The sequence below is a fragment of the Streptomyces sp. SID5643 genome, assembly GCF_009872555.1.
Classification (GTDB): Bacteria; Actinomycetota; Actinomycetes; order Streptomycetales; family Streptomycetaceae; genus Streptomyces; species Streptomyces iakyrus.
Genome location: NZ_WWIC01000272.1, coordinates 16,033 through 27,440 on the forward strand (window position 1 = coordinate 16,033; position 11,408 = coordinate 27,440).

An 11,408-nucleotide genomic window follows, 5' to 3' on the forward strand; every position below is an offset into this window, starting at 1 on the left:
CCGGAGGTCAGTGACCGGGCCGGCGCGTCAGCGCCCCGCTCCCGCGCATCAGCGCTCGGGCCCCGCACGGAAGCGCCAGCCGTGATCCACCGGGCCGATCCCGCCGCCGAGCGCGAACCCGGCCGCGACGGCCCCGGTGACGTACTCCTTCGCCGCCGCCACCGCCTCCGGCACGGACTGCCCCTTGGCGAGCTGGGAGGCGATCGCCGAGGCGAGGGTGCAGCCGGTGCCGTGGGTGTGGCGGTTGTCATGCCGGGGCGCCCGCAGCCAGTGCTCCTCGGATCCGTCGGTCAGCAGATCGACGGCGTCGCCGGGCAGGTGCCCGCCCTTGATCAGCGCCCAGCGCGGCCCGTACGCGAGAACGGCCGCGGCGGCCTCCCGCATCTCCCCCTCCGACTCCACCCGCACGCCCGTGATCTGAGCCACCTCGTCGAGGTTCGGGGTGGCGACGGTGGCCACCGGCAGCAGCTTCGTACGGACGGAATCGAGCGCTGAGGCGGCGAGCAGGGCGTCGCCGTGCTTGGAGACGCCCACCGGGTCGATCACGGCGGGGGCGTCCGTCTGCGCGATCAACTCGGCGACCGCCTCCACGAGTTCCGCGGAGGCGAGCATCCCGGTCTTCACCGCCTGGACGCCGATGTCGTCGACGACGCTGCGGTACTGGGCCCGCACGGCCTCCACGGGCAGTTCCCAAGCCCCCTGCACACCGAGGGAGTTCTGCGCGGTGACCGCCGTGACGACGCTCATGCCGTGCACGCCGAGCGCGAGCATCGTCTTGAGGTCGGCCTGGATGCCGGCGCCTCCGCCGGAGTCGGAGCCCGCCACCGTCAGGACACCCGGGATCATGACTCTATGTCTCCGAAGTGGTCCCAGCCGCCCTTGCTGGTCCACGGCGCCCCGTCGACCGTCACCTGGGGCAGCGCCGACGGGTTGAGGACCTCGCCGATGACCTTCCAGCGCGCGGGCAGCTTCACGTCCGGCGGGAAGGTCGCCACGATCGCGTGGTCCTCTCCCCCGGTCAGCACCCACTGCATGGGGTCGACCCCGACGGCCTGCCCGATGTCGTTCATCTGGGACGGGATGTCGATCGCCCCGGAGCGGATGTCGATCCGCACCTTGCTCGCCTCGGCGATGTGCCCGAGGTCGGCGATCAGCCCGTCGCTCACGTCGCACATCGCGGTCGCCCCGAGCCCGGCGGCGGCCGGACCCGCGTGGTACGGCGGCTCGGGCCGCCGGTGGGCCTCCACGAACGCCCGCGGCGAGCGGAACCCCCGCGACAGCACCGCGTATCCGGCGGCCGACCAGCCCAGCCAGCCGGTCACCGCGACGCGATCGCCGGGCCGGGCGCCCGCCCGTGTCACCGGCTCCTGGTTGCGCAGATCGCCGAGCGCGGTGATCGACACCATGATCGAGTCGCCGCGCACGACGTCACCGCCGACCACGGCGGCGCCCGCCACCTGGCATTCGTCGCGCAGGCCGTCCATCAGCTCGCTCGGCCACGTCACCGGCAGTTCGGCCGGGACGACCAGGCCGAGCAGCAGCGCGGTGGGTACGGCGCCCATGGCGGCGATGTCGGCGAGGTTCTGCGCGGCCGCCTTGCGACCCACGTCGTAGGCCGTCGACCAGTCGCGCCGGAAGTGCCGACCCTCCACCAGGATGTCCGTGCTCGCCACCACCCTGCGGTCGGGTGCGGCCACCACGGCGGCGTCGTCGCCGGGGCCGACCCGGACCGCCGGGGTGGTGGTCAGACGGGAGGTGAGCTCCCTGATGAGCCCGAACTCACCGAGCTCACCAACAGTGCCCTTCATTGCCCTTTCTCCCCTTCTGTCCCTGTCCGTGCCCGGTCGCGAGGCATCTCCGTCCTCGCTACCGTCGAAGTGACCGTCAAGTTCTGCCGGACCTGCACCTCGGCGCGCAAGACCCGGTCCCCGCAGGTCTCCCCGCGGCGAGCGGCGACGCGATACCGTGGCGTTCCTTTTCCCCACATGATCCTCGTGGCCGCCCTGGAGGTTCCGTGGTACAGGCGTACATCCTGATCCAGACCGAGGTCGGGAAGGCCTCGGTCGTCGCCGAGACGATCAGCAAGATCCCTGGGGTCATCCAGGCCGAGGACGTGACGGGACCCTACGACGTCATCGTGCGGGCGCAGGCCGACACCGTCGACGACCTCGGCCGCATGGTGGTCGCCAAGGTCCAGCAGGTGGACGGCATCACCCGCACCCTGACCTGCCCGGTCGTCCATCTGTAGCCCCCGTCTACCCTGGGCCGGTGAACTCTTTCCGTCACCGGCACCGTTGTGTCCTGCGCGTGTTCCGCCTGCCCGCTGTCGCGCTGTTGATCACTGTTGCGGGCTGCTCCTCAGCAGACGACAGCGCGTCGGCGGCGGTTCCCAGTCCGGACGCGAAGGTCGTGAAACTGTGCCGGAACCTGGACAAGGTACTGCCCGCGAAGGTGGACGGTGAGCGCCGTGAGGATCCCGAGCCCGCGTCGGCACTGACGGCGAGCTGGGGCAGCCCGGCGATCATACTTCGCTGCGGTGTGCCGCAGCCGCCGAAGATGGTCGACCCGAAGGTGGCCGAGGGACGGGATCCGGATGCCGTCGCCGGGGGCGTGAACGGGGTCGACTGGCTGATGGAGGAGCAGGACGGCGGGGGGTACGTGTTCACCACCGCCAACCGGGAGGCGTATGTCGAGGTCCGGGCGCCCCAGGGCGCGGACAGCTCGGGTGTGCTGATCGATCTCGCCGCGGCAGTGAAGAAGGCGATCCCCAAGGGGATCGCCTCCTGAGCACCGCGCCGGTGCTCCCGTCCCGAGTCCGCGGGCCGTTCCCGGCTGATCGCGCAGTTCCCCGCGCCCCTTGAGGGCGGTTCAGCGCAGGCCGGTAGAGCGCCGCAGTGCCGCCTGCACCAGCAGGTCGATCAGCTCCGGGTAGCTCACCCCGCTCGCCTGCCACATCTGCGGATACATCGAGATGGGCGTGAAGCCGGGCATCGTGTTGATCTCGTTGATCACGAACTCGCCGTCCTCGGTGAGGAAGAAGTCCGCGCGGACCAGGCCCTCGCAGGACGCCGCGTCGAAGGCGTCGACCGCCAGGCGCTGGACCTCGGCCGTCTCCTCGGGGGAGAGGGGCGCCGGGACGAGACCCGGGGTGGAGTCGATGTACTTGGCCTCGAAGTCGTAGTACGCCTGCGCCTCGGGCGGGGGGATCTCCGCGGGCAGGGAGGCCCGGGGGCCGTCCTCGAACTCCAGGACGCCGCACTCGATCTCGCGGCCGCGCAGCGCGGCCTCCACGAGGATCTTCGGGTCGTGCCGCTGGGCCTCGGCGATCGCCTCGTCGAGGCCGGCGAGGTCGTCGACCTTGGTGATGCCGATCGACGAGCCGGCCCGCGAGGGCTTCACGAACAGCGGCCAGCCGTGCTCGCCGGCGAAGTCGACGATCTTCTTGCGGGCGGCCGCCCGGTCCTGCTCCCACTCCCGCGGGCGGATCACCACATACGGGCCCACCTTCAGCCCGAACGAGGTGAACACCCGCTTCATGTACTCCTTGTCCTGGCCCACGGCCGAGGCGAGCACGCCCGAACCCACGTACGGGACTCCGGAGAGCTCCAGGAGGCCCTGGAGAGTGCCGTCCTCGCCGTACGGGCCGTGCAGCACCGGGAAGACCACGTCGACCTCGCCGAGGGCCTTGGGCACCGATCCCGGCTCGCTGTAGACGACTTCACGGCTGGCGGGGTCGACCGGGAGGATCACCGCGCCCTCGGCGGACTCGGCGAGCAGGTCGACGCTGGGCGGACGCCGGTCGACGATCGCCATCCGCTCCGGTTCGTCCGCCGTGAGCGCCCAACGCCCGTCCTGCGTGATGCCGATCGGCAGGACGTCGTACTTGGTCCGGTCGATGGCCTTGAGGACGGCGCCGGCGGTGACCACGGAGATCCCGTGTTCGGAGCTGCGCCCGCCGAACACGACGGCCACACGCGGCTTGCGAGGCGGCTGCTCGGGGCTCTGGGGGAGGTTCTCGGTGCTCATATCGCGTTGAGAGTACCCGTTGGTAGTGCCGCTAGTAAGCGCCGCCGGCCTCGCGTCGCTCAGCGTCGTTCCGGCTTCGCGCTGCGCGACATCAGCTCCTTGAGGGCCACCACCGGGGGCTTGCCCTCGTGCACGATGCCGACGACCGTCTCCGTGATCGGCATGTCGACGCCGTGCCGCCGGGCCAGATCGAGCACCGACTCGCAGGACTTGACGCCCTCGGCGGTCTGCTTGGTGACCGCGATGGTCTCCTGGAGGGTCATGCCCTTGCCGAGGTTGGTGCCGAAGGTGTGGTTGCGCGACAGCGGCGAGGAGCAGGTGGCCACCAGGTCACCGAGGCCCGCGAGTCCGGAGAAGGTCAGCGGGTCGGCGCCGAGCGCCATGCCGAGCCGGGTGGTCTCGGCGAGGCCGCGCGTGATGAGCGAGCCCTTGGCGTTGTCGCCGAGCCCCATGCCGTCCGCGATGCCCACGGCGAGGCCGATGACGTTCTTCACGGCCCCGCCCAGTTCGCAACCCACCACGTCCGTATTGGTGTACGGACGGAAGTACGGCGTGTGGCAGGCGGCCTGGAGCCGCTGGGCGACGGCCTCGTCGGTGCAGGCGACCACGGCCGCGGCCGGCATCCGCGCGGCGATCTCCCGGGCCAGGTTGGGCCCCGTGACCACGGCGATCCGGTCCGGGCCGACCTTGGCGACGTCGTCGATGACCTCGCTCATCCGCATCGCGGAGCCGAGCTCGACGCCCTTCATCAGCGACACGAGGACCGTGTCGGGGGCCAGCAGGGGGCTCCACTCGGCGAGGTTGCCGCGCAGGGTCTGCGAGGGCACCGACAGGACCGTGAAGTCGGCGTCCGCCGCGGCCTCGGCGGGATCGGTGGTGGCCCGCACGTTCTCCGGGAGCTCGACGCCCGGGAAGTAGTCGGGATTGGTCCGCGAGGAGTTGATCGCCTCCACGACCTCCGGACGGCGCGCCCACAGGGTGACCTCGCACCCTGCGTCGGCGAGCACCATGCCGAAGGCCGTACCCCACGAACCGGCGCTCAGGACCGCCGCCTTGACCGGCTTGCTCACTTGCCCAGCCCCTCTTCCTGCACGGTCTGCCCGGACTTCTGGTGCGTCTGCGTCTGTGCCTGTGTGCGGCGCCGCTGCTCGATCCGCTCCCGGCGCGGGTCGTACGGCGTCTCGGGCGCCTTCTCCCCCCGGATCTGCTCCAGCTGGGCCGTCACGGCGGCCATGATGGCCTCCGTGGCCTCCTTCAGCAGGTCCGCGGTCATCTCCCGGTCGTAGAACCGCGCGAGGTCCACGGGTGGCCCGGCGAGCACGCGATGCGTCTTGCGCGGCAGCAGATGCGGCTTCTTCGCATACGGCGGGAGCAACTCGTTGCAGCCCCACTGGGCCACGGGGATCACCGGGCACTTGGTCTGCAGCGCGACCCGCGCCGCCCCCGTCTTGGCGGTCATGGGCCAGCCGTCCGGGTCGCGGGTGAGGGTGCCCTCCGGATAGAACGCGACGCATTCCCCGCGGTCCACGGCCTCGATCGCGGCCCGGAAGGCGCTCAGCGCGTCCGTGCTCTCGCGGTAGACGGGGATCTGCCCGGTGCCCCGCATCGCGGCCCCGACGAATCCCTTCTTGAAAAGCCCGCTCTTCGCCAGGAATCGCGGGACGCGCCCGGTGTTGTACTGAAAATGCGCGTAAGCGAAGGGATCGATGTGCGAATTATGGTTCACCGCGGTGATAAATCCACCCTCGGCCGGAATGTGCTCCATTCCACGCCAGTCCCGCTTGAGCAGAACCACCAGCGGCGGTTTGCAGATCACCGCGGCGAAGCGGTACCAGAAGCCGATTCTGCGGCGGGGCACGCGGACACCTTCCTCTAGGGCCTGAAGCCGGGGCCACGGGGGGCCGCACAAGTGTCGCCCCAGGCCGCCGGTCTGTCGAGAACACCGTACGCCCCGGCACGCCGCCCGCCCGAGGCCCCGGGTGACAATGACCGCGACAAGAGGAGGACGGAACACCCGTGCAGTGGACCCTGGTCGTACCCCTGAAGCCACTGGCCCAGGCCAAGAGCAGGCTTGCGGACACCGCGGACGACGGGCTGCGGCCGGACCTGGCGCTGGCCTTCGCCCAGGACACGGTGGCGGCCGCGCTGGCCTGCCCGGCGGTAGGGGATGTGGCAGTCGTCACGGACGACACCCGGGCGGGCCGTGAGCTGGCGGCATTGGGCGCTGTGATCATTCCCGACGAGCCGGGCGGCGGCCTCAACACCGCCCTCGCACACGCGACGCGGGTCGTACGGTCGGCCCGTCCGGCCCGTGCGGTGGCCGCCCTGAACGCCGATCTTCCCGCCCTGCGCCCCGCGGAATTGTCACGGGTGCTGGAAGCCGCCGCTGAATTCCCGCGCGCCTTTCTCCCGGACGCGGCCGCAATCGGCACGACCCTGCTGGCCGCCGCCGCGGGCCGTGAATTGCGCCCGGCCTTCGGCGCGGATTCCCGGGCCCGGCACCGCGCGTCCGGCGCCGTGGAACTGCCCCTCGCCGCGGTGGATTCCGTACGCCAGGACGTGGACACCGGCGAGGACCTGCGCAGCGCGCTGGCGCTGGGCGTCGGCCCTCATACGGCCGCGGCCGCCGCGCGCCTGCTGATACCCGGGCAGTAGGCTGCGGCCATGCAGGCGACCGCGTACACGTACGACCCCGAAAGCCGCAGCGGGCAGGTGCTCCTGGACGACGGCACCCCGGTGCCCTTCGACGCGGCCGCGTTCGATGCCGGGGGCCTCCGTCTGCTGCGTCCGGGGCAGCGGGTGCGCATCGAGGTGGAGGGTGCGAAGGACGCGCCCCGGATCACTCTGGTGACCCTGCAGACCCTCTGACCACGTGCTGAACACGCCGCGGGCCGGACTCCGTGCGGAGTCCGGCCCGGCGCGTGAGTACTCCAGCGCCCTTACTTCTTGCGGGCGGTGGTCTTCTTGGCGGTGGTCTTGCGCGCCGTCGACTTCTTGGCGGGCGCCTTCTTGGCCGTGGCCTTCTTCGCCGGGGCCTTCTTCGCGGTGGTCTTCTTCGCGGCGGTGGTCTTGGACGTCGCCGTGGTCTTCTTGGCGGGCGCCTTCTTCGCCGTGGTCTTCTTCGCGGCCGCGGTCTTCGTGGTGGCCTTCTTCGCCGTCGTCTTCTTGGCGGTGGTCTTCTTCGCGGCGGCCGACTTCGTCGTCGCCTTCTTGGCGGCGGCCTTCTTGACCGTCGCGCCGGCACCGCCGGTCAGGCTGCCCTTCGGCGCCTTCTTGACGGACACTTCGCCGCCACGAGGGAGCTTCTTCGAGCCGCTGACCAGGTCCTTGAAGCCCTGACCTGCGCGGAAGCGCGGAACGGAGGTCTTCTTGACCCGAACCCGCTCGCCCGTCTGGGGGTTACGGGCGTACCGGGCCGGGCGGTCGACCTTCTCGAACGAACCGAAGCCGGTGACCGAGACCCGCTCACCCGAGACGACCGCGCGGACGATGGCGTCCAGTACATGGTCGACAGCATCGGCGGCCTGCTGGCGGCCGCCCATCTTGTCGGCAATCGCTTCTACGAGCTGCGCCTTGTTCACGTCTTCCCCTTCGGAGACATCGCCAGAACGAAAGTGTTCAAGCTTTTTCGCACGTTAGGCAGATATATACCGCAAATCAAACACGAAACGGGCTTATCACCCTTGTGCCGCAACGAACTCGATGGTGTCGCGGGGTTCAGCGTTCCTCGTCGGGGATTCGTCCCTCGTCGAGGTCCGCGGAGAACCGCTCCAGCCGCCTTGCCGCGTCGGCGAGATCGTGCTTGGCCGCGGCCGTAATGACCAGCAGCTTCCGGGTCAGCGCCATCCGTACGCCCTCCGGGACTTGCAGTGCGCGCACCCTTGTGTGCGCTTCCTTGAGTTGGTCCGCGACTGCCGCATAGAGCTCGAGTTGGCCGTCGTGTTCCATGCACAGATTGTGCCATCTGGGGCGAGTTGTCGCCTGCGCAGGGGACAACTGGCGCCTCAAACGGCCTTCCGGGCACACGTGGAAGTCACGGCTTTACCCCTCGCGTACCCCATCAACCACCGGCATAACGCGGGAAGTTGGCAGCTGAACAGGGGGTGGGCAGGGCCGTTCGGGTGCAGACGCGGCTGTACCCCCGATCGGGCTGATCGGGGGTACAGAGGGGGTGTTGCGGTGGCCGAAAGTCGCCTTGTCCGGAGGCGGTGGGCCGTGCCCGGGGTCAGACCGGGAGGGTCCGCGGCTTGAACGCCGGGCGCTTGGCCTCGTAGGCGGCGATGTCGCCCTCGTTCTGGAGGGTGATCGAGATGTCGTCGAGGCCGTTCAGCAGCCGCCAGCGGGAGTTCTCGTCCAGCTCGAAGGAGGCGGTGATGCCCTCGGCACGCACCTCGCGGCGCTCCAGGTCGACGGTGATCTCGGCCTGCGGGTCCCGCTCGGTCAGCTCCCACAGCGCGTCCACGGTCTTCTGCTCCAGAACGACCGTGAGCAGGCCGTTCTTGAGCGAGTTGCCGCGGAAGATGTCGGCGAAGCGGGAGGAGATCACGGCCTTGAAGCCGTAGTTCTGCAGCGCCCAGACGGCGTGCTCACGCGAGGATCCGGTACCGAAGTCGGGGCCGGCGACCAGCACGGTCGCGCCCTGGCGCTCGCTCTGGTTGAGCACGAACGTCTCGTCCTTGCGCCAGGCCTCGAACAGCCCGTCCTCGAACCCGTCCCGCGTGACCTTCTTGAGCCAGTGGGCGGGGATGATCTGGTCGGTGTCGACGTTGCTGCGGCGCAGCGGGACGGCCCGGCCGGTGTGGGTGGTGAAGGCTTCCATGACTGATCAGACTCCAGCGGGCGTGGGGGCGTCGGCGGCGGACAGGTCGGCCGGGGAGGCCAGGTGACCCAGGACGGCGGTGGCCGCCGCGACCTGCGGGGACACCAGGTGGGTTCGGCCGCCCTTGCCCTGCCGGCCCTCGAAGTTGCGGTTGGAGGTGGACGCGGAGCGCTCACCGGGGGCCAGCTGGTCGGGGTTCATGCCCAGGCACATCGAGCAGCCCGCGTGCCGCCACTCGGCGCCGGCCTCCTTGAAGACCACGTCCAGACCCTCGGAGACGGCCTGCAGACCGACCCGCGCGGAACCCGGGACGACCAGCATCCGTACACCGTCGGCGACTTTGCGGTCCTTGAGCAGTTCGGCCGCGGCACGCAGGTCCTCGATGCGGCCGTTGGTGCACGAGCCTACGAAGACGGTGTCCACCTTGATGGAACGCAGCGGCTGCCCGGCCTCCAACCCCATGTACTCCAGGGCCTTTTCGGCGGCGTAGCGCTCCGATGCGTCTTCGTACGAAGCAGGGTCGGGGACGGACGCCGAAAGCGGCGCGCCCTGCCCGGGGTTGGTGCCCCAGGTGACGAACGGCGACAGCGCGGAGGCGTCGATGACGACCTCGGCGTCGAACACCGCGTCCTCGTCGGTCTTCAGCGTCTTCCAGTACGCGACCGCCGCGTCCCAGTCGGCACCCTCGGGGGCGTGCGGGCGGCCCTTGAGGTAGGCGAACGTGGTCTCGTCCGGGGCGATCATGCCCGCGCGGGCGCCGGCCTCGATCGACATGTTGCAGATGGTCATCCGGGCCTCCATCGAGAGCTTCTCGATGGCCTCGCCGCGGTACTCCAGGACGTAGCCCTGCCCGCCGCCCGTGCCGATCTTCGCGATGATCGCCAGGATCAGGTCCTTGGCGGTGACGCCCTCGGGCAGTTCACCGTCGACCGTGATCGCCATGGTCTTCGGCCGCGACATCGGCAGGGTCTGGGTGGCCAGCACGTGCTCCACCTGGGAGGTGCCGATGCCGAACGCCAGCGCACCGAACGCGCCGTGCGTGGAGGTGTGGGAGTCACCGCAGACCACGGTGGTGCCGGGCTGGGTCAGACCCAGCTGCGGGCCCACCACGTGCACGACGCCCTGCTCGACGTCGCCCAGCGGGTGCAGGCGCACCCCGAACTCGGCGGCGTTCTTGCGCAGCGTCTCCAGCTGCACGCGCGAGACCGGGTCGGCGATCGGCTTGTCGATGTCCAGGGTGGGGGTGTTGTGGTCCTCGGTGGCGATGGTGAGGTCGAGGCGCCGCACGGGGCGGCCGCTCTTGCGGAGGCCGTCGAAGGCCTGCGGGCTGGTCACCTCGTGCAGCAGGTGCAGATCGATGAAGAGAAGGTCGGGCTCGCCCTCCGCGCGCCGGACGACGTGGTCGTCCCAGACTTTCTCCGCGAGTGTCCTACCCATCGCTGTTCCCTCCGGCCGGCTACGGTCCGCCGACCCAACTAGAGATCCTGAGGCGGCGGCACCCGTTCCCCTGATAACGGGCACACGCCACCAGGCCCTTACGTCACGGGCCGTTGTGACTTCGTGATTCCAGGGTGGCGCGTTCCACGGAAAATTGAACTTGCGTTTCACAGAGTGAGACGCGAGTATCGTTTCATGGACAACAGTAGCGGCGTCGGCGTTCTGGACAAGGCGGCCCTCGTCCTGAGCGCTCTGGAGTCCGGCCCGGCCACCCTCGCGGGACTGGTCGGTGCCACCGGACTGGCACGACCCACGGCCCACCGCCTGGCCGTGGCCCTGGAACACCACCGCATGGTGGCGCGTGACATGCAGGGCCGTTTCATTCTCGGCCCTCGTCTGGCAGAGCTGGCCGCGGCCGCGGGTGAGGACCGTCTCCTCGCCACCGCCGGCCCGGTGCTCACGCACCTTCGTGACATCACGGGCGAGAGCGCGCAGCTCTATCGCCGTCAGGGCGACATGCGCATCTGCGTCGCCGCGGCGGAGCGCCTGTCCGGTCTGCGGGACACGGTCCCGGTCGGTTCGACGCTCACGATGAAGGCCGGCTCCTCGGCGCAGATCCTGATGGCCTGGGAGGAGCCGGAGCGGCTGCATCGCGGCCTGCAGGGCGCGCGCTTCACGGCGACGGCCCTGTCGGGTGTGCGGCGGCGGGGCTGGGCGCAGTCGATCGGTGAGCGGGAGCCGGGCGTCGCGTCGGTGTCCGCGCCGGTGCGGGGGCCGTCGAACCGGGTGGTTGCCGCCGTGTCGGTGTCGGGCCCCATCGAGCGCCTCACGCGGCACCCCGGCCGGATGCACGCACAGGCTGTGATCGACGCCGCCGGGCGGCTCTCCGAGGCATTGCGGCGTACCGGCTGAAGCGACCAGGTGTTCCGGGGAGGGCTCGCCTCAACGCCGCGGCAGGCTTTCCCCGACACAGCGCCACGACAGGGACGGTTTCGTCGTCGCATGCGGCCGTCAGTGGTTGTCCGCGCAGTTCCCCTCGCCCCTGAGGCATACACAGAAGGCCCCTCACCGAAGTGAGGGGCCTTCTTGTGATGTGTACCCCCGACCGGATTCGAACCGGCGCTAC

At 70.4% G+C, this 11,408-nt stretch carries 14 protein-coding genes; 5 read left to right on the forward strand and 9 right to left on the reverse strand.

All coding sequences use genetic code 11. The features are described from left to right. Positions 1–48: 48 nt before the first annotated feature. Both thiD and GTY56_RS30410 read right to left on the reverse strand, forming a co-directional pair. The gene (gene thiD, locus GTY56_RS30405; protein ID WP_161368509.1) at positions 49–846 is read right to left on the reverse strand and encodes a bifunctional hydroxymethylpyrimidine kinase/phosphomethylpyrimidine kinase; all 798 of its coding nucleotides are present in this window, start codon (positions 844–846) and stop codon (positions 49–51) included. Further along, a complete protein-coding gene (locus tag GTY56_RS30410; protein ID WP_033313188.1) occupies positions 843–1,808 on the reverse strand; it encodes a thiamine-phosphate kinase in 966 nt (321 codons plus the stop codon). Before GTY56_RS30410 ends, thiD begins: the two co-directional genes overlap by 4 nt. Positions 1,809–2,014: 206 nt before the next feature. On the opposite strand from GTY56_RS30410, the gene GTY56_RS30415 reads away from it, so the two are divergent. Together GTY56_RS30415 and GTY56_RS30420 are read left to right on the forward strand one after the other, a co-directional pair. After that, positions 2,015–2,248, forward strand: coding sequence for an Lrp/AsnC family transcriptional regulator (locus tag GTY56_RS30415; RefSeq protein WP_030851968.1), 234 nt, complete (start codon positions 2,015–2,017; stop codon positions 2,246–2,248). A 20-nt stretch (positions 2,249–2,268) separates the two neighbouring features. Continuing rightward, on the forward strand, positions 2,269–2,787 hold the full coding sequence (locus GTY56_RS30420; protein WP_161368510.1) for a DUF3515 family protein: 519 nt from the start codon (positions 2,269–2,271) through the stop codon (positions 2,785–2,787). 81 nt (positions 2,788–2,868) lie between these two features. Here the strand turns inward: GTY56_RS30420 and GTY56_RS30425 are convergent, their stop codons facing one another. From GTY56_RS30425 to GTY56_RS30435, 3 genes are read right to left on the reverse strand one after another with little or no spacing between them, the layout of a single operon-like run. Further along, positions 2,869–4,026, reverse strand: coding sequence for a D-alanine--D-alanine ligase family protein (locus GTY56_RS30425; protein ID WP_161368511.1), 1,158 nt, complete (start codon positions 4,024–4,026; stop codon positions 2,869–2,871). Between the two features lie 59 nt (positions 4,027–4,085). Next, complete coding sequence (locus tag GTY56_RS30430) at positions 4,086–5,096, reverse strand: NAD(P)H-dependent glycerol-3-phosphate dehydrogenase (protein ID WP_161368512.1); 1,011 nt, start codon at positions 5,094–5,096, stop codon at positions 4,086–4,088. Then, positions 5,093–5,884, reverse strand: coding sequence for a 1-acyl-sn-glycerol-3-phosphate acyltransferase (locus tag GTY56_RS30435; protein ID WP_161368513.1), 792 nt, complete (start codon positions 5,882–5,884; stop codon positions 5,093–5,095). Before GTY56_RS30435 ends, GTY56_RS30430 begins: the two co-directional genes overlap by 4 nt. A 158-nt stretch (positions 5,885–6,042) precedes the next feature. On the opposite strand from GTY56_RS30435, the gene cofC reads away from it, so the two are divergent. After that, positions 6,043–6,681, forward strand: coding sequence for a 2-phospho-L-lactate guanylyltransferase (gene cofC / locus GTY56_RS30440; RefSeq protein ID WP_161368514.1), 639 nt, complete (start codon positions 6,043–6,045; stop codon positions 6,679–6,681). A 9-nt stretch (positions 6,682–6,690) separates the two neighbouring features. After that, positions 6,691–6,894 carry a hypothetical protein gene (locus tag GTY56_RS30445; protein ID WP_033313194.1) on the forward strand — a complete coding sequence of 68 codons (204 nt, stop codon included), beginning with the start codon at positions 6,691–6,693 and terminating at the stop codon, positions 6,892–6,894. A gap of 71 nt (positions 6,895–6,965) precedes the next feature. On the opposite strand, the gene GTY56_RS30450 is transcribed toward GTY56_RS30445, so the two are convergent. The 4 genes from GTY56_RS30450 to leuC all read right to left on the reverse strand — a co-directional run bounded on the left by GTY56_RS30450 (position 6,966) and on the right by leuC (position 10,282). Then, positions 6,966–7,607: an HU family DNA-binding protein gene (locus tag GTY56_RS30450; RefSeq protein ID WP_030851950.1), complete on the reverse strand. Its 642-nt coding sequence runs from the start codon at positions 7,605–7,607 to the stop codon at positions 6,966–6,968. Positions 7,608–7,743: 136 nt separating this feature from the next. Continuing rightward, the gene (locus GTY56_RS30455) at positions 7,744–7,974 is read right to left on the reverse strand and encodes an SCO5555 family protein (RefSeq protein ID WP_033313195.1); all 231 of its coding nucleotides are present in this window, start codon (positions 7,972–7,974) and stop codon (positions 7,744–7,746) included. Positions 7,975–8,251: 277 nt separating this feature from the next. After that, the gene (gene leuD, locus GTY56_RS30460; RefSeq protein ID WP_161368515.1) at positions 8,252–8,845 is read right to left on the reverse strand and encodes a 3-isopropylmalate dehydratase small subunit; all 594 of its coding nucleotides are present in this window, start codon (positions 8,843–8,845) and stop codon (positions 8,252–8,254) included. Between the two features lie 6 nt (positions 8,846–8,851). Next, positions 8,852–10,282, reverse strand: a complete 1,431-nt coding sequence (gene leuC / locus GTY56_RS30465) for a 3-isopropylmalate dehydratase large subunit (protein WP_161368516.1) — start codon at positions 10,280–10,282, stop codon at positions 8,852–8,854. Positions 10,283–10,477: 195 nt separating this feature from the next. Between leuC and ndgR the strand changes: the two genes are divergently transcribed. Further along, positions 10,478–11,194 (forward strand): IclR family transcriptional regulator NdgR, encoded by a 717-nt coding sequence (ndgR, locus tag GTY56_RS30470; RefSeq protein WP_003993203.1) that lies wholly within the window; start codon positions 10,478–10,480, stop codon positions 11,192–11,194. Positions 11,195–11,408: the final 214 nt, after the last annotated feature.